This is a genomic window from Natrarchaeobaculum sulfurireducens (assembly GCF_003430825.1).
Lineage (GTDB): Archaea > Halobacteriota > Halobacteria > Halobacteriales > Natrialbaceae > Natrarchaeobaculum > Natrarchaeobaculum sulfurireducens.
Map to the genome: position 1 here is coordinate 3,301,547 of NZ_CP024047.1, position 15,981 is coordinate 3,317,527.

17 protein-coding genes and 1 tRNA gene are annotated in these 15,981 nt (G+C 59.6%); 11 read left to right on the forward strand and 7 right to left on the reverse strand.

Annotation, left to right across the window (positions count from 1 at the left end; genetic code table 11):
• Window positions 1-18 precede the first annotated feature (18 nt).
• The 3 genes from AArc1_RS17350 (at window position 19) to purQ (ending at window position 1,443) form a co-directional block, all read left to right on the forward strand.
• Window positions 19-390, forward strand: coding sequence for a rhodanese-like domain-containing protein (locus tag AArc1_RS17350; protein ID WP_117365533.1), 372 nt, complete (start codon window positions 19-21; stop codon window positions 388-390).
• 117 nt (window positions 391-507) lie between these two features.
• Window positions 508-759, forward strand: a complete 252-nt coding sequence (gene purS / locus AArc1_RS17355) for a phosphoribosylformylglycinamidine synthase subunit PurS (RefSeq protein ID WP_117365534.1) — start codon at window positions 508-510, stop codon at window positions 757-759.
• Window positions 760-1,443, forward strand: coding sequence for a phosphoribosylformylglycinamidine synthase I (gene purQ, locus AArc1_RS17360; RefSeq protein WP_117365535.1), 684 nt, complete (start codon window positions 760-762; stop codon window positions 1,441-1,443).
• Window positions 1,444-1,586: 143 nt separating this feature from the next.
• Here purQ and AArc1_RS17365 read toward each other — a convergent pair whose 3' ends face one another.
• Entirely contained in the window at window positions 1,587-1,880 is a 294-nt protein-coding gene (locus tag AArc1_RS17365) for a DUF7521 family protein (protein ID WP_117365536.1), read from the reverse strand.
• 379 nt (window positions 1,881-2,259) lie between these two features.
• On the opposite strand from AArc1_RS17365, the gene AArc1_RS17370 reads away from it, so the two are divergent.
• Window positions 2,260-2,571: a CDGSH iron-sulfur domain-containing protein gene (locus AArc1_RS17370; RefSeq protein ID WP_117365537.1), complete on the forward strand. Its 312-nt coding sequence runs from the start codon at window positions 2,260-2,262 to the stop codon at window positions 2,569-2,571.
• A gap of 6 nt (window positions 2,572-2,577) precedes the next feature.
• On the opposite strand, the gene AArc1_RS17375 is transcribed toward AArc1_RS17370, so the two are convergent.
• Window positions 2,578-5,025, reverse strand: coding sequence for a heavy metal translocating P-type ATPase (locus tag AArc1_RS17375; RefSeq protein ID WP_117365538.1), 2,448 nt, complete (start codon window positions 5,023-5,025; stop codon window positions 2,578-2,580).
• Window positions 5,026-5,345: 320 nt separating this feature from the next.
• Window positions 5,346-5,552, reverse strand: coding sequence for a cytochrome-ba3 oxidase subunit (locus tag AArc1_RS17385; RefSeq protein WP_117365539.1), 207 nt, complete (start codon window positions 5,550-5,552; stop codon window positions 5,346-5,348).
• A gap of 100 nt (window positions 5,553-5,652) precedes the next feature.
• Here AArc1_RS17385 and AArc1_RS17390 point away from each other — a divergent pair, with 100 nt between their 5' ends.
• Genes AArc1_RS17390 through AArc1_RS17405 form a run of 4 tightly spaced genes read left to right on the forward strand, consistent with a single transcriptional unit; the run spans window position 5,653 to window position 8,729 of the window.
• Window positions 5,653-5,886 carry a hypothetical protein gene (locus AArc1_RS17390; RefSeq protein ID WP_117365540.1) on the forward strand — a complete coding sequence of 78 codons (234 nt, stop codon included), beginning with the start codon at window positions 5,653-5,655 and terminating at the stop codon, window positions 5,884-5,886.
• Window positions 5,883-6,692, forward strand: a complete 810-nt coding sequence (locus tag AArc1_RS17395) for a cytochrome c oxidase subunit II (protein WP_117365541.1) — start codon at window positions 5,883-5,885, stop codon at window positions 6,690-6,692. Before AArc1_RS17390 ends, AArc1_RS17395 begins: the two co-directional genes overlap by 4 nt.
• Window positions 6,685-8,520, forward strand: coding sequence for a b(o/a)3-type cytochrome-c oxidase subunit 1 (locus AArc1_RS17400; protein ID WP_117365964.1), 1,836 nt, complete (start codon window positions 6,685-6,687; stop codon window positions 8,518-8,520). The genes AArc1_RS17395 and AArc1_RS17400 overlap by 8 nt, the downstream gene beginning before the upstream one ends.
• The gene (locus AArc1_RS17405) at window positions 8,520-8,729 is read left to right on the forward strand and encodes a CbaC protein (RefSeq protein ID WP_117365542.1); all 210 of its coding nucleotides are present in this window, start codon (window positions 8,520-8,522) and stop codon (window positions 8,727-8,729) included. The genes AArc1_RS17400 and AArc1_RS17405 overlap by 1 nt, the downstream gene beginning before the upstream one ends.
• Window positions 8,730-9,006: 277 nt before the next feature.
• Here the strand turns inward: AArc1_RS17405 and AArc1_RS17410 are convergent, their stop codons facing one another.
• On the reverse strand, window positions 9,007-9,318 hold the full coding sequence (locus tag AArc1_RS17410) for a DUF7091 family protein (protein WP_117365543.1): 312 nt from the start codon (window positions 9,316-9,318) through the stop codon (window positions 9,007-9,009).
• A 159-nt stretch (window positions 9,319-9,477) separates the two neighbouring features.
• Here AArc1_RS17410 and AArc1_RS17415 point away from each other — a divergent pair.
• A tRNA-Ile gene (locus AArc1_RS17415) sits at window positions 9,478-9,584 on the forward strand.
• Window positions 9,585-10,228: 644 nt separating this feature from the next.
• Here AArc1_RS17415 and AArc1_RS17420 read toward each other — a convergent pair.
• From AArc1_RS17420 to AArc1_RS17430, 3 genes are all read right to left on the reverse strand, one after another.
• A complete protein-coding gene (locus tag AArc1_RS17420) occupies window positions 10,229-10,855 on the reverse strand; it encodes a DUF6339 family protein (protein ID WP_228442358.1) in 627 nt (208 codons plus the stop codon).
• 64 nt (window positions 10,856-10,919) lie between these two features.
• The gene (locus tag AArc1_RS17425; RefSeq protein WP_117365545.1) at window positions 10,920-11,957 is read right to left on the reverse strand and encodes a hypothetical protein; all 1,038 of its coding nucleotides are present in this window, start codon (window positions 11,955-11,957) and stop codon (window positions 10,920-10,922) included.
• Window positions 11,954-13,858 (reverse strand): hypothetical protein, encoded by a 1,905-nt coding sequence (locus AArc1_RS17430; RefSeq protein WP_117365546.1) that lies wholly within the window; start codon window positions 13,856-13,858, stop codon window positions 11,954-11,956. Before AArc1_RS17430 ends, AArc1_RS17425 begins: the two co-directional genes overlap by 4 nt.
• 195 nt (window positions 13,859-14,053) lie before the next feature.
• Here AArc1_RS17430 and AArc1_RS17435 point away from each other — a divergent pair, with 195 nt between their 5' ends.
• Both AArc1_RS17435 and AArc1_RS17440 read left to right on the forward strand, forming a co-directional pair.
• A complete protein-coding gene (locus AArc1_RS17435) occupies window positions 14,054-15,169 on the forward strand; it encodes a DNA cytosine methyltransferase (protein WP_117365547.1) in 1,116 nt (371 codons plus the stop codon).
• A gap of 10 nt (window positions 15,170-15,179) precedes the next feature.
• Entirely contained in the window at window positions 15,180-15,815 is a 636-nt protein-coding gene (locus AArc1_RS17440) for an HhH-GPD family protein (RefSeq protein WP_117365548.1), read from the forward strand.
• Window positions 15,816-15,981: the final 166 nt, after the last annotated feature.

Sequence of the window (15,981 nt, forward strand, 5' to 3'; positions counted from 1 at the left end):
TGTGAGGTATTGGGCTGTATGAGCAAGATCAATCCGCCGGAACTCGAGGAGCGACTCGAAGACGGGACGTCGCCGTACGTCCTCGACATTCGCCCGCGAAAAGACTACCAGCGTATGCACATCAACGGCAGTCACAACGTCCCGGTCTACCACGACCTTCGGTCGGGCGATGAGAGCGAGTTCCGGAAAGCGCTCTCACAGATTCCACAAGACAACCCCGTCGTCACCGTCTGCAAGGCAGGAATCGTCGCTCGGAAGGCGACAACACTCCTCGAGAACGAGGGCTACGAGGCCACCACGCTCGCCGGCGGAATTCGACGCTGGAACGGCTACCAGAACAACTCGCTCGGATACCGGTTGCGGGCGACGCTCGCCGGATTGCTCCCGTAGGCCCTCGAGCAGGCCTCGCGGGATGGAGTGGGTCACCGGTACACCCGAATATCCACGATCGTGTATTACGGAGACAAGGCGAAAGCGTTTTTGAGCACGAATACGGGGTTTCAGGTGATGACCGCCTACACCGCGACGGTGACGGTTCGACTCAAACGCGGCGTACTAGACCCCGAGGCCGAGACGACGAAGCAGGCGCTCGAGCGACTGGGCTTCGACCTCGAGGGACTGCGCTCGGCCGACCGCTTCGAGGTCGACCTCGAGGCCGAGTCGGCCGACGACGCCCACGAACGGGCGAGTGAGATGGCCGAACGGCTACTGGCGAACCCAACCATCCACGACTACGACGTGGAGGTCGACGAACGGTAGATGACCGTCGCAATAATCCGGTTCGGCGGCTCGAACTGCGACCGCGACGCCGAGCGGGCGCTCGCCCACCTCGAGATCGACGCGGAAATCGTCTGGCACGAGGACGGTCTCCCCGCGAATACGTCTGGAATCGTCCTTCCCGGGGGCTTCTCGTACGGGGACTACCTGCGTGCGGGCGCGATGGCCGCACACTCGCCCATCATGGACGAGGTCCGTGAGGCAGCCGACGACGGCGTACCGGTCCTCGGGATCTGCAACGGCGCTCAGGTCGGCTGTGAGTCGAGTCTCACCGAGGGCGCGTTCACGACCAACGAGAGCGCCCGGTTCCAGTGTGAGCACGTCTACCTCCGCGTCGAACGCGACGACACCCCCTGGACGGCCGCCTACGAGAAAGGCGACGTCATCGAGGTCCCAATCGCCCACGGCGAGGGTCGCTACGAAATCGACGACGACCGTCTCGCCGAGCTCGAGGCCGACGATCGGATTCTCTTCCGGTACTGTGACGAGGACGGCAAGACGGGGCCGGACGTCAACCCGAACGGTTCGAAACACAACGTCGCAGGCGTCCTCGGCGACCGCAAAAGCATCGCCGTCCTGATGCCCCACCCCGAGCGCGTCAGCCTGCCCGACGTCGGCTCGACCGACGGCCAGGGCATCCTCCGCGGCTTCGAGACGGCACAGTAGCGGCGGACGAACACACCACTTCTCGATCGAGTCGACCGTCTCGAGCGACCAGACAGGTCACGGACTTCTCAGGCCTACGTGAGGAGCCGAAACCGTCGAAACCGGTCGAAAGGACCTCGAGTCAAAAGAAGAGAGATGCGCAATCAGGAGACGTACAGCGAGTAGGCGATCACGACAAAGCCTACGAGCATCAACAGGCTCTCAAGGAGGATTCCCATGCCGAGTGAGACGCCGAGGAGTTCATAGAGGGTGCCGGCCAGAACTAGCCCCAGCGTGACGAGTCCAAAACCGACAGCCAACATACCGAGCGCCCGCTGTCGGGTCCGGCGGTAGGCCTTATAGGCGAGTACGGTTATCAGACTGCCGACGATCAAACTGAGCGTCTTCACGATGGCGAGGGCGAGAGAGATCGTCGGCCCTGCGGCGTCCGGGCTCATTTGAACTACAGATCGAAATTCGTGACGACCACTAAGTAGTTTGTCGTTCACACGTATTGAAAGCCCGCCGAATGACGTGGATGTCGAGACTGTCGGACAGCAGTCATCGAAGGGCAGCCACCGGATGGGAGTTATATAGTAGCCACTGCACGGCAGTGCGTACCTGCTCGCCAGCCGGATCGGTGATCAGTGTGCGACTCAGTACAGGTGTTACTATAGATCCCCGCACTCGTTCTGTCCGACAGTGTAAAGCGAGTTTACGGGACGGGAGTGGCGACGTCACACGGGTTTTGACGCCACAGCCGAGCGAAGGCCGCGTACCGACCACGTCGTCATCACTCGAGCGAGCTTTTTCGTCACTGCCGACACAGTACCGAACATGACACGACTGGTGGAACTCGAGGCGACCGGCCCGCGAAAGCTCGATCCCGACGACGTAGATCCCGAGAAGGGCGACGTCGCGGTCTGTCAGTGCGGTCTCTCGGCGTCGTTTCCGTTCTGTGACGGTACTCACCGACAGACCAGAGACGAAGCCGAAGGCGAGACGTACGTCTACGAGGATGGCACGCGAACGGTCGTAAAACGGATCGTAACGAGCGACGAGAACGCACCCGACGACGATGGAGGGACGTTCGGGCGCGAAGAAAAGGCGGATGACGACGACGAGCCGTCCGATAGCGACGGATCGTAAGCGAGGTCACAGCGATCTCGAGGAGTTCAACACGACCAGGAGGCTGCTCGTGGCCATCGCGAGCGCCGCAAAGAGCGGGTTCAACAGGCCCGTAAGCGCGAGCGGGATCGCGATGGCGTTGTAGACGAACGCCCAGCCGAGGTTCTGTCGGATACGGCTGTGCGTGCCGGAGGCGACGTCGAAGGTCTCGGCGACCGCCGCGAGATCGTCGCCGACGATGACGGCGTCGGCGGCGTCGGTCGCGAGTTTCGTCCCGCTGCCCATCGCGATACCGACGTCCGCAGCTGCAAGCGCGGGGGCGTCGTTGCTCCCGTCGCCGACCATCGCGACGGTGCCGCGAGAGCGGAGGCGGCGGACGGTCTCGGCTTTCGCTTCCGGCGGCACGCCGGCAAATACCTCGTCGACGCCGTCGACGTCGCGGAAGCGATCCGCCGCCGCCCCCTCATCGCCAGTGAGGACGACGACCTCGCGGCCCGACGAGAGCGTCGCAACGGCCTCACGCCACGTATCTCGCGGCGAGTCGCCGACGACGATCACGCCTCGAACGCGGCCGTCCCAGCCGACGGCGACCGGGACGTCGCCCGCTGCTCGAGCGTCGTCGATCGTCGACTCGAGGGCATCGGGGACGGACTGCCCGCGCTCGCGGAGGAAGTCGGGATGACCGACAGTGACGCGCTCGCCGTCGACGACGCCGCTGACGCCGCGACGTTCACGTTCGAAGTCGGTGACGTCGGCAGCGATGGCAGTGCCGCCGTCGGTGGTTTTCTTCCCCGTACTGGAGGGAGCTACCGGAGCTGCATCGACGATCGCCGCGGCGATCGGGTGTTCCGAAAGCGCCTCGACTGCGCCAGCGCGGCGGCAGAGGTCGTCTCCGCGCTCACCATCCGTGGCGTGGACGTCGACGACACTCATCGCGCCGGTCGTAAGCGTCCCCGTTTTATCGAGAACGACGACGTCGACGCTGGGAGCGTCCTCGAAGATCGTCTCCGCGGCGACGACGATGCCGCGTCTGGCGGCTTCCTGGACCCCCGAGGCGATCGCCAGCGGGGTCGCCAGCCCGAGCGCGCACGGACAGGAGACGATGACGACCGTCAGGCCGACTAACAGTGCCGTCGAGGGACCAGCACCAGTCGCGAGCAACAGCACCGTCACGGCGGTCGCGAGCACGAGGACGAGCGGGACGAAGATCGTCGCGAGTTTGTCCGCGAATCGCTGGACGCCCGGCCGAGCGCTCTGGATCGACCACAGCAGCGAGACGAGCCGGTCGAGCGTACTCTCGGCCTCGTCGCCGACTTCGACGACGACCGGCGCGTCGGTGACGACGGTGCCGCCACGGAGGGGGTCACCCGGCTCTTTCTCGACGGGCAGGGACTCACCGGTGACCAGCGACTCGTCGACCGCCGCCGTCCCCTCGGTGAGCTCGCCGTCGAGCGGGACCCGCTCACCCGGTTTGACGAGGAGCCGGTCACCCGGATCGACAGCCTCGAGCGACACTGTCTCACCGTTCTCGAGGCGGGCTTCGTCGACCTGTTGTTCGGTGAGATCCGAGAGCAGGCTCGCGGCGCGGCGCTTGATCGTGGCCTCGTAGTACGTGCCGGCGGTGACCACGAGGACGACCGCGACGCTGACGTCGAAGTAGAGATCGGTCCGACCGAGCGCCATCGCGAGGGTACTGTAGGCGTATGCACCGACGGCCGCCGTCGTCACGAGCAGGTCCATGTTCGGAACGCCCGCCCGGAGGCTGACGTAGGCCCCACGGAGGATCGGGTAGCCGGTGTAAAAGAGGACGAACGAAGTCATGAGCCAGATGTTGACGGCCACGTAGTAGCCGTCCCAGCTCCCGAAGTCGGCGAACGGTTCGTAGCCGAAGTACGTCGGGTAGAGGAAGACGGCGTACCAGATCATCACCATCATCCCGAACATCCCGCCGCCGACCAGAAACCGTACGAGCGCCTGGTCGCTGCCGGAGTCCGCACCGTCGTCCGCGCGGTCTCGTGCGGTGTAGCCGTAGCCGGAGACCAGCTCCGGCAACTCATCCTCCGCGAGGTCGTCGTCGTCATAGACGACCCGCATCGTCTCGGTCGCGTAACTGGCCTCCGCCCCAACGACGCCGTCGACCGACTCGACGCGCGTCTCGAGGAACGCCTCACAGGTCGAACAGTGCATGCCCTCGACCCGGAGGAACGACTCCTCGCCGGCGTCCTCTATGTCGTCGAGCCTGCTGCCCGCTTCGGCTCGCTCACGAACTGACTCGGCGTCGACGTCGTCGACGGTCTCGAGCGTCTGATGGACCTGGAGACAGCCCAGACAACAGAACTCGCCGTCCACGTCGGGATCGGTGATCGGGTCGGCCGGCGTCGGGAGCGAACAGAGCGTACACTCACCGCTTCCGACGTCGTCGACGCCGTCGGCGTCAGTGGCAAGGTGCGAGTCAGCGCGTGGTGACCAGGTCATGTGAAACTCAGTTGAATCGGGCGTCGATCGCGGACCGGCCGCTCGAGTGAGCAGACGGCTGGCAACGGCAAATGGGTATCGGGGTCGAGACGGTGGGTGATCGGGTCGGCATCATGGGGAACGGACTCGAGTTCGTCACGGGTGCGTGTACGCGTCACAGTGGCTGGTAGAGCGACAACGGCGGGTGCGGGAAGTGAATGCCATACAGCAGCAGGCCATGCCGGAGCGGGACGTAGCCGAGCGCGAGAAAACCGACGCCGAGAGCCCGGTCGACCGTGTTCGTGTATCTGTGCGACGAACTCGAGACTGCACATGTGCAGTTACGACGTCGTGTCGCCCGAAGCGTGACTCCCGTGGCCGTCTACGGGCTGAAACGCCACGTACAGACCGGCGAGAATAAGGATCACGTTGAGGACGGAAACGAGACCGGCGGTTAGTGATCCCTCGAGGGCATACCACAAGAGCGGAACGACTGCCAGGAATCCGACGAGCAAGGAATGGCGCGGGGAGAGCGCGTCGAAGGTCATATCGGTACCTGAGTATAGCGGATACTTAAACAACCCACCCGTTCCCAGTCGGTAGGAACGAGAAAGGGGGGTAAGTCGGTATTGTTCCCTACCCACCCGTATGAGTTCGGCGACAGACCAAAGTCAAGCCGATCACGGGACCGGGGGGTCGAAGGTAGACCAACCGGTTCGTGAGATCGGCCACGATGAGTACGACCCGATCGGGACGTTGACCCTGATACTGATTTACTTCGTGTTGCTCGCATTCTTGTGGGTATTCATGTACTTCGTCGAGTTCCTGGGTAACGATCCGACGGTGATCGGCTGGATCGGTGCGGGGGTGGGGCTCGCGTGAAAATACACACCTACGAGAAGCTCTGGCTCGTCGCCGCGATGGTGTTGATCGTCGGAATTATCGCAACTATCACATATGGCACCGTCGGCCTCGGTATCGCGATGGTCGACGATCAAGAAGACACCATCAGCCCGAACGACCTGGGAGAAGACGAGCGCTTCAGCGACCCACGCGTCGAACAGGTCGGTGAGAACGAATACGAAGCGTACGTGATCGCACAGACGTTCACCTACCAGCCGAATCCGATCGAGGTGCCCGAAAACAGCGAAGTGACGTTCTACGTCACGAGCCGCGACGTCATCCACAGCTTCAGCCTCGTCGGAACCAACGTCAACACGATGGTCGTCCCAGGTGAAGTCGCCTCGATAACCGCCGAGTTCGACGAACCCGCCGAGTACGGCGTCGTCTGCAACGAGTACTGTGGCTCCGGCCACCACGACATGGAAGGAATGGTCTACGTGCTGCCCGAAGACGAGTTCGATCTGACTGAGCTGTCGGTGACCGCCGACGAAGAGGTCGAACTCGGCGACGACGCCACGTTCGAGGTCACCGTCGACAACGGCCAGCTCGACGATCTCGAGACGACGATCGAACTCGAGGTTGGCGACGAGACGTTCGAAGAGGACGTCACCGTCCCGGGCGACGATACCTACGAAACGACGTTCACCGTCGACTCGGCTGAGCTCGGCGAGGACGACCACGACTGGACCGTGACCGTCGACGACCACACCGAACAGGGTACGCTGAGCGTGGTCGAAGACCTCGAAGACGACGAAGACGACGATGGAGGTGACGACGATGAGTGATGCAACCGTCAACGATACCACGAAGACGACAGGAGAGCCACTAGGTGAGGCCTACCTCGATAAATTCCCAGCAGAAGCGAAAGTCGTTCGCTCCGCGCTGTACAGTTCGTTCCTCATGCTCGCGTTGGGTGGGCTGTTTGGAGTCATCCAGACGTTACACCGAACCGACTTCCTCCGCATTATGGAGTCTGAGACGTACTACACCGTCCTTACCGCCCACGGCGTGTTCTTGGTGATCGCGTTCACGATCTTCTTCCTCGTGGGCGTGTTCACCTGGGGCGTGACGACCAGCCTCGATCGTGGGGTCGAGGACATACGCTTCACCTGGGTCTGGTTGGGAACGATGTCCGCTGGAGCGGTGATGTCCGCCGTAGCGATCCTTGCTGGCTTCACCGACTCGATCGACATGAGCGCGGACGTCCTGTTCACGTTCTACGCTCCGATGCAGGCTCACCCCCTGTTTTACATCGGGCTGACCGTGTTCGTCGTCGGCACCTGGTTGGCTGGCGCAGACTGGTTCCGTTCGTGGTGGGCCTGGAAGAAAGAGAACCCAGGCGAGCGCATCCCGCTACCGACGTTCATGGTCCTGACCACCATGATCATGTGGTACGTCGCCACGATCGGCGTCGCAACGGCGATTCTGGCGTTCCTGCTGCCGTGGTCGCTCGGACTCATCGACTCGGTGAACCCGACCCTGACGCGAACGCTGTTCTGGTTCTTCGGCCACCCGGTCGTCTACTTCTGGCTGATGCCAGCGTACATGATGTGGTACGTCCTGCTGCCGAAGATCTCCGGCGGGAAGCTGTTCAGCGATCCGCTCGCCCGCGTCGTCTTCGTCCTCTTCCTGTTGCTCTCGACTCCCGTCGGAATCCACCACCAGTACCTGGATCCCGGCATCTCGGAAGGGTTCAAGTTCATCGCGATGACAAACACGATGTTCCTGTTGCTGCCGAGTCTGCTGACGGCGTTTACGGTCGTCGCCAGTATGGAACACGGCGCGCGCCAACGCGGTGGCACCGGGCGAATCGGATGGCTCAAAGCCCTCCCGTGGCGTGACCCTGTCTTCGCCGGGATGGCGCTGGCCGGCCTGATGTTCGCCGCCGGTGGTTTCTCCGGAATGATCAACGCCGGGATGAACATCAACTACCTCGTCCACAACACGCTGTGGGTGCCCGGTCACTTCCACCTCACCGTCGGCACCGCCGTCGCCCTAACGTTCATGGCCGCCACCTACTGGTTCCTCCCTCAGCTAACCGGGAAGAAGCTCTGGGGCCGGTCCGTCGCACTCGTCCAGGTCGTCCTCTGGTTCATCGGAATGACGTTCATGACCAACGCGATGCACCGCGCTGGCCTGCTCGGGATCCCCCGACGAACCGCCGAACCACAGTACGATGGCTTCGAGTTCGAAGCTGGGGTCGGCAGTGTCGCCGAGCTCGACGCCCAGATCGCGCTGGGCAGTATCTTCCTGACCCTTTCGCTCGTGTTGTTCTTCGCAGTCGTCATCGGGACGGCACTCGGCAGCCGCAGTGACGACATCCCGGCAAACGGCTACGCCGAGGCACTCTCCGGGCCCGAAGACTCCCCGAAGATCCTCGACAACCTCAAACTCTGGTTCGGGCTCGCGGTCGTCCTCGTGATCATCGCGTACACGTTCCCACTGCTGAGCATCATCGAACGCGGCGGCCTGTTCGGCCCCGACATCACCGCGTTCCCACAGAGCATCGATATCGTCTCGATGGCGTGGGTCACCGCCGAACAGTACGCTGTCGATGCGTTCACGTCGGCCAGTGAAGCCACACAGGCAGCCATTAACGGGGTACTTCGCTAATGCGAATCTCGAAGGAAGCACTGCTCATCGTGCTCGCGTTCACCGTCCCGTTCGTCGTCGAGCTTCGAACGGTGCTCGCCTGGTTCCACATCGAGGTCACGGTGTTCGAGTCACTCCTGCTCGGTGCTGCACTGATCGTCGCGATCCTCGTCTGGGCGCTGTTCCCCCAGGACGGCAGTCGAGACACCGACGCGTCCGGCTCGAGCTAACCACGCTCGTCTCACCTACGGGCTGTCGCGACTGGACCGATCGACCGATTCCGAACCGACGCCGACCGAACGCAGTTTTTCGTCCTGGCTGAATGTACACTCGAGGCCAACAGTACTAGCTACAACCCCGCGCGGCAGTCACCGACAGCTGCCACCGAGAGCAACCACCGAAAGATCATTCCGAACTTACAGTCTCGAGCGTGACCAAAAGCTGTTCTGCCGACGCGACGGTCGACCTGATAAGTCCGATAGACGATCGAAAATAGACTCGCACTCGTCACCAGGTTTCGATTCGGCCCTCGCGGACGTCCTCCGCACAGCCCTCACAATCGGGATGTCCCGTCTCGTAACAGGCTGGTCGGTACTGATCGTCCAAGGCCGCCGCTCGCCGTTCGGCATACCGACGGCAGACGAGCTGTACGCGTCCCTCATCGTCGGCCGGGAGACTCCGGGCATTTTTTGCGACCCGGTAGGCCTCGCGAGCCTCCGCGAGTTGTTCGTCCGTCGACTCGCGCAGCTGTTCGTACTCTTCACCGGCCTCCTGAAGCTTCGACCGCAGGAACCGCTCGAGTCGACGGCGATCCGACATCGACTTGCTCTTCGACCGCCGGCCACATATACTGTCGGACGATGTCAGTGCTCGCCTGACGCGTCCACAACCGATCGGCATCGAACTGTACCTGCTCGAGAGAGATACCCACGACGGAGAGTAAGGGTTAACTTCAGGCCCCGTTTTTTACCCGATAGCGGGCCCTTAGCTCAGTCTGGTTAGAGCGCTCGGCTCATAGCACGGTCGCGTCGGTCGCGGTCGTGGGAGACACCGAGTGGTCGATGGTTCGAATCCGTCAGGGCCCATCCAAATTCTGCACGGTTCTGAGCCAACGGATATTCAAGTTACAACGCTTGTATCCCCTGTTTTCTGATTTTGGGTGGTGGTTGGCCCTCGAGGCGCGTTTGGAGTTCATCCATCTGCTAAACGCGGGTCGCTGTCGTCGTGCCTTCTCTGATAGCCGACGCTCGGAAGTCATTTAATCAACAAGCGATTGATCCGCTCCAGCGTGTCATACAATACACTCCACACCTCTACTTAGTGCTTCGACAAGCCTGAACTGCGGTGTCGAATCCGTCGCCGCTGACCAGTTCGACCCTGCAGTTGACGCTTGGCGGAGTACTTAGCGGTTATGCAGTCCGCATTCGGGTGTATTCTGCGAATCTCACCAGTTGTCAGTTTTTGTTCAGAGAAGAGCAGCAGATAATGGCTGTTGAGGACCATTGCAAGTCACGCTCATGTGTTCAAGACCCTTGCTAGTTAGAGTCCCAGATATCCTGTTCAGGTGAAATGGCTACAGGGGGCGGGCTTTTCAATACTCGCTGTCTAGACATACGGCTGACATCACACCTATATCGGTCTACAGCGTGGATCAATCCATGGTCTTGTGGTTGCCCTGCTCAAAAAGACGAGACTTGAAGCACAGCATTAATCAGACCAGTTGAGGCGGTTATTGGGATTCAGCGACGATCTCTCGAATTATCTCTCGTGCCTCGTCCTCTGATAGTCCTTCAAGTTGTACGTTCGTCAGTGCGTGGTTGAATCGTCGCGTGGTCTCGTCAATGACACGCGACTTTTCATCTTCAAGTTCGTCACACATGACTTGAACGGCAGGCTGATAGCGCGCAAACCAGCGGTCAAACACCTTGTTGACCATAGTCTGATTGGCAAAGACCGCGTCTGTTGTCGAATAATCGTCACCACGAGATGTGAGCTCTGCGATCCACCAGAGACGGTGGATGGCGTTTGAGTACAAGTCGGAGCCTGCACCGAGGAACTTCTCTCTCATCGCCTCCTCAGAACGATACTCCCAACGGTGCCGGACGAGATCGGGATACCGGACGACTGCTAGCCAGTGCCAGAGGCCCGGATCCCCGGCAGTTCGCCTTGTAATGTCAAGGCCGCGATGAATGTCTTCAGCGAGTGCACCATCTATAGCAGTGTTGTACTCCTGATACTCATCTAACACCTGCTGTACCGCCGAATCAATCCTGTCAAGGTCGGCCTTCGGATGTCCTGGCATAGGCTCTACGTACTTATTTAGCTGTTCGTCGGTGAGCGTCGCCTCGCCTTGCATAAACGATTCACCAACGAGGCGGCGTCCGTCTTCGGTCAGTCGGTGTAATTCTGTTTCGGTCACGTTAGATCTGGAGGCCCTCCTCCATGAGATGGATCAGTTGCTCTCGGGGATTTATGTACTCCTGAAGTTCGCTATCGATCCGCTGTATCACGTGGGGTAGGGTTTGCGAGTCAGAAAGATTGTCCCTGAGACGGTGAGTCGCTTCTGACACATCACTAGTATCGTAGAGGTTGCGGGCAAACGTCTGAAGCACCATTTCTTGCCACTCGTATTCAACATCGCCCTCTACGTCTACGGCACTACCAGCCCGAACAAGCAGTTGTATCCACACACCGTAGCTCACTTGATCAAGTATCACGTCACGCATCCGAGCCTCGGCCCCGACAGATCCCCTACTCTGTAGTACCTCGGCAATACGGGGATGATCTGAGTTGATCCACAGTTTAGGACGACTCTCGTTTCGGAAGTCAAGGTAGTAGAGCTTGTTTCCGTCTGGGAGGTGAGCGTTTTGTGAGAACCGCACCCGCTCACCATCAATAGCGGCTCGCTCTTCGCCGTCGGTGCGGTCAACGACGACGTAGTACAGTGTCCCACTGGCGACGCGGAAGTTCTTTTGATCGGCGTAATCGCTCAGTCCTTCTCCTGAATGAGATTCTGTGCGAACGAGATACGGACGGAGTTCAAAAGTTCCTCGAACAGTGCTCTTCGGAACTTCTATCGTGACGTCGTATTCACCGGGCGTCGTAGGTGCTTCGGAAATGACGACCCGATCACGATAAATCGTCTCGTGACAGCGAATGGTTACGTAGAGCTTGGCCGGAGGCTGTGCCCGTTCGTCCTGTGGAAAGACTGCTTGAACTGTCTCCTCGGACAGGCCCAGTTTCCCGTGGAGAGTGATCGTGTTCCAATCCGGATCATCACTACTGTCGGACGACGACACTGCCGACGCGAGGTCAATCTCTGTTTGTGCGGGGTTCAGTTCAAGTGCTGTTTGATTTCCGTCGTCAACGGTGTACGAATCCAGTTCGAAGTCTACTCCCTTATCCCGGTAGCTGAACGGGAGTACCGTAGTACGGTGTCGCTGCGAGTGCCTGGTCACGCTTGATCCTCCTCTGTTGTCTGTAATTCTGCGAGTATCTCTAGTTGTGTCGCGCCGACATCACCGTGCACTAAGTCAGCGGCTTCATCAGAATGAGAACGGCCATAGAACGATACTTCATTGACGGTTTCGTCGGCGACGAGGTGAGCACATCCATCGTCGTACGACACGGTCACGCCGGATTGTTCGATTTCAACGGAATCGATGGGAATGTCGTCATAGCGGGATCCGTCCTCGCCAACACCGGTGAGTGAGATGTCGGCACTCCATCCATCGAACTCCTCTAAGAGGACTTCAATTCGACCAGAGATCGTCCATGCGTCGCCATTGAAGCGAGACGAGCTGTCGATCTCAAAGGCAGGGTCGGCAGGCGACGTCGTGGATCGAGGATTCCCGCTCCCGTGAATCGGGAACCGGTTTAGAACATTGTCAGAGAGGGAGTCGCTGTTGCTGCCCTTCGATATCAAGTGGCGGAGGCCATCACGCACCGTTCCAAACATGTCGTCGAGTGCCGTCCGGAAGCCACGTTGGTACTGCTCACGAAGGTTCTCGGTAGACTCCCACTCGTCGTGCTCGGGTGGCTCGGCGAACCGCAGGAACCGGTCTACTTCTCTGTCACTCTCGGACGGGATCCCTTCCGGCCGTGCTTCGCCAGCGGCCAACACGCCGAAGAAGTTTCGGTCACCATAGGCCACACGGCTCTGGTCGTAATACTTGACCACCATCCCTGCTCCCCGGAACAGTGCGACGTTATTCAGGTACGCATCGTCGTCTGCGGGGGATGCAAGACGAGCCGACAACCGAACTGAGCCGTCGGGAGTCTCGGCTCCGTCGGCACGGGGCGGGAGCTTAACCGGGATATCAAGTCCGGCGACGTCCCCGGGGTCTACCAGCGTCTGAGCGTCCGTAGTTCTCTCGTCGTAAGCCTCAACGAACGGTCGGATGGCCGGGACGCTCTCTACGTCGGCCGTCAGTATCTCGTCGGACGTTTCGACCGTGATTTCGAGGTCACCCCGATAGATCGCTGGCCAGAAGTACTTGACAGAGGCGTCAACAAACTCCTGTGCGAGGTCTTCGATATCCGGTCGCTCATCCCGCGTCGGGTCCTGGAATTCGACGACCATAGCGCTTGTTCCACTGACAGCGGGCCGTTCCACGTGCAGTTGTTCTGCGAGCTGCGACGCACGCTCTCCCCAGAATGATTCCGGTCGGGGGCCATCGTCCGTCTCCACAGGCTGGCAGAGCCACCCAGCACCTTGGTACGTCGTATCGTCGTTCGCGAGTTGGTGTGTCGGGAATTTAGAGCGGGCAATGAGTCGCGGGGAATCATCCTCACGCACACCGTGTGTAAGGTGCGAGTTGAAGACGACCGTTGAAGCACCCGAAAAGGTCCAGAGTACGGACTTGCCGAGACCGTACGAGCCACCGGCGGTGTCATCCTGCTTGCTGCTGTAGAGTTCGTCGCGGACCAGCGCAGCGTAGTTTGAGTCTTCGTCCCAGTTTCCGGTTAAGCCGGTCGTATTTCTGTCTTCAACGACAAGGAGTCGGATTTCAGCATCGGGATCGTTAACTCGTTCAACGACCCGTTCGTAGCGACGACCATTATTTGTGTCTGCGACCGCTCGCATCCGTTCACCGAGTCCATCATCCCAGCCAAGTCCGTTAAGGAACTCTTCTTTCTCGTCACCCCTGAGTGTGACGAAACGGAACGCCACCTCAACTGGATCGCCATTCGGGAGGCCCTGGTCATTCGCGTTTTGGAGGACCTCACGGACGAAAGCCTCGGAGTCGTGGTCAACGGCGTGTTTGGTTGGATCGTCGCCGTAACGTGGCGCTCCTGGTCCACCACTGAAGAAGAACCACTCGGCCGCTTCGTTGATTTGTATCTGCTCCTGATCCATGTGAGAAACCGGTATGTTTGTACGGAACTAAGACCACCTGTTTAGTATTATTGTTACGAGTTGCTGGAGTCCCGTCAATAGGAATGACCAGAGGCACCAACTAGGGGAAGATCACCGCCCTCTTCGGGTGGTAAGAAGTAGTCGGGATGTTGTCGTTGCCGAACGCTTATGTAACGATACACAAGAAAGTGGATTATGAAAGTAGCCGCAGTGGATCTGTTCTGCGGGGCTGGCGGACTCAGTTACGGCCTCCAACAAGCCGGCGTCTCGGTCGTTGCAGGAATTGATCAGGACCCAGACTGTAAGTACCCGTACGAACAGAACATAGACGGCGAATACGTACGAGCAGACGTTCACGCGTTAGCACAAGATCCCGAACCAATCGCACAGATGTATCCGTGGGATGCAGATCTCAAAGTCCTCGCAGCATGTGCACCTTGTCAACCGTACTCCACAATGGGGCACTCAAAGGGAAAGGGTCACGAGGACCATCAAAAATGGGGTTTGCTAAACGAAGTGTCACGGATCGTAGAGTACGTTGAACCGGACGTAGTCGTCACCGAAAACGTACTCCAAGTAAATCAAGAGGATGGGGTATACGACGCGTTCATCAAAAGTCTCGAGTCCCAAGATTATCAAGTAAACCGTGACGATAATAAGAATGTCTACTGTCCTGAATACGGGATCCCACAGAAGCGGAAGCGGTGGGTTGTCATGGCGTCCAAGCGGGGGTCCCTTTCTCTTCCCAACCCCCCGATTCGGAACGAAGACGACTACCCGACGGTTCAAGATACGATTGATCATCTACCACCGATTGAAGCAGGAGAAGTGAGTGAAGAGAACGACGTACATAGAGCACGTTCTCTCTCGGAGAAGAACCTAGAGCGTATCGATAACATGGAACCTGGTGGGGATTGGACTCTCTGGGAAAAAGAGGGCCTCAACCATCTTCTCGCAGACTGTCACCGGAAGGCCACTGGGCGCTCGTACAAAGCTCCCTACAGCCGGATGCGGCCCAACGAACCCTCGCCGACTATCACGACGCAGTTCTACAATTACGGGAGTGGTCGCTTCGGACACTACGACACAGACCAGAATCGGGCACTCTCGATCCTCGAGGGAGCACTACTTCAGACGTTCCCAGAAGACTATGACTTCTACGACGATTGGGAGGACGTCGGTGTGTCAAATCTGGGCCGCATGATCGGCAACGCGGTCCCCCCGAAGCTCGGTGAGTACATGGGCAAGGCAATCCTTTCACACGTAGGCGCGGCAGCGCCGTCTGTCGAGTCTACAGTCGCCGACGACTGAGAGAAAACGGATGTCATCTGAGACCCAGCACCGATTTCGGACAAACCTGCTTGAATGGGGAAAGGAGAACCGCCGTGAATATCCGTGGCGGCAACTGGATCGAACACTATACGAGGTATTCATAGCGGAGTTCTTCCTGACTCAGACACCGGCTGACAACGTTGCAGCGGTCTATCCAGGGTTCTTGGAACGGTTCCCAACGCTGGAGGAGATTACGGAGGCCGGTGAGCAGGAGCTCGTTGAAGCTATTGAGCCCCTCGGATTCCAAAACATGCGTGCAGAGGCGCTGAAGCAGATTGCCTCAACGCACGATCACCTCCCCATTGAGCCGGAAGCGCTGATGGAACTTCCGCGAGTGGGTCGATACGTGGCGAACGCCACGTTGTGCTTCGCTCGTGGTGACCGGTTACCGGTACTTGACAGGAATGTTGAGAGGGTGTACAGTCGAGTATTTCGAGATGCATGGCCCGAGACAGAAGCGGATCAGTTGACTTTCGCGCAGAGACTGGTACCTGACGAAGCTCGTGTGTACAATCTCGCTTTGCTCGATTTCGGTGCGTTGGTTTGCCGGACAGAACCGCTATGTGAGCAGTGTTTCGCCAACAAGTACTGTGTTTACTTCCAAGGATCGGCAGGGCGTACGTAGCATTATAAAAACGCTGGCAACACTTCTTGGGATAGCGTGCATCACTTGGCAGTCCTGTTTGCTTCAGCAAAAACCGACGTGAGTGATTTATCGACCACACAAAAACATCTCCGCATCTCTGGGACGGTGACTGCTGATGAGTTGAGTTAATCCATTATGGGTAGGC

Coding starts and splice junctions, on each gene's coding strand:
- AArc1_RS17350 (WP_117365533.1), top strand. CDS start 19: ATGAGCAAGATCAATCCGCCGGAACTCGAGGAGCGACTCGAAGACGGG.
- purS (WP_117365534.1), top strand. CDS start 508: ATGACCGCCTACACCGCGACGGTGACGGTTCGACTCAAACGCGGCGTA.
- purQ (WP_117365535.1), top strand. CDS start 760: ATGACCGTCGCAATAATCCGGTTCGGCGGCTCGAACTGCGACCGCGAC.
- AArc1_RS17365 (WP_117365536.1), bottom strand. CDS start 1,880: ATGAGCCCGGACGCCGCAGGGCCGACGATCTCTCTCGCCCTCGCCATC.
- AArc1_RS17370 (WP_117365537.1), top strand. CDS start 2,260: ATGACACGACTGGTGGAACTCGAGGCGACCGGCCCGCGAAAGCTCGAT.
- AArc1_RS17375 (WP_117365538.1), bottom strand. CDS start 5,025: ATGACCTGGTCACCACGCGCTGACTCGCACCTTGCCACTGACGCCGAC.
- AArc1_RS17385 (WP_117365539.1), bottom strand. CDS start 5,552: ATGACCTTCGACGCGCTCTCCCCGCGCCATTCCTTGCTCGTCGGATTC.
- AArc1_RS17390 (WP_117365540.1), top strand. CDS start 5,653: ATGAGTTCGGCGACAGACCAAAGTCAAGCCGATCACGGGACCGGGGGG.
- AArc1_RS17400 (WP_117365964.1), top strand. CDS start 6,685: ATGAGTGATGCAACCGTCAACGATACCACGAAGACGACAGGAGAGCCA.
- AArc1_RS17405 (WP_117365542.1), top strand. CDS start 8,520: ATGCGAATCTCGAAGGAAGCACTGCTCATCGTGCTCGCGTTCACCGTC.
- AArc1_RS17410 (WP_117365543.1), bottom strand. CDS start 9,318: ATGTCGGATCGCCGTCGACTCGAGCGGTTCCTGCGGTCGAAGCTTCAG.
- AArc1_RS17420 (WP_228442358.1), bottom strand. CDS start 10,855: ATGCAAGGCGAGGCGACGCTCACCGACGAACAGCTAAATAAGTACGTA.
- AArc1_RS17430 (WP_117365546.1), bottom strand. CDS start 13,858: ATGGATCAGGAGCAGATACAAATCAACGAAGCGGCCGAGTGGTTCTTC.
- AArc1_RS17435 (WP_117365547.1), top strand. CDS start 14,054: ATGAAAGTAGCCGCAGTGGATCTGTTCTGCGGGGCTGGCGGACTCAGT.
- AArc1_RS17440 (WP_117365548.1), top strand. CDS start 15,180: ATGTCATCTGAGACCCAGCACCGATTTCGGACAAACCTGCTTGAATGG.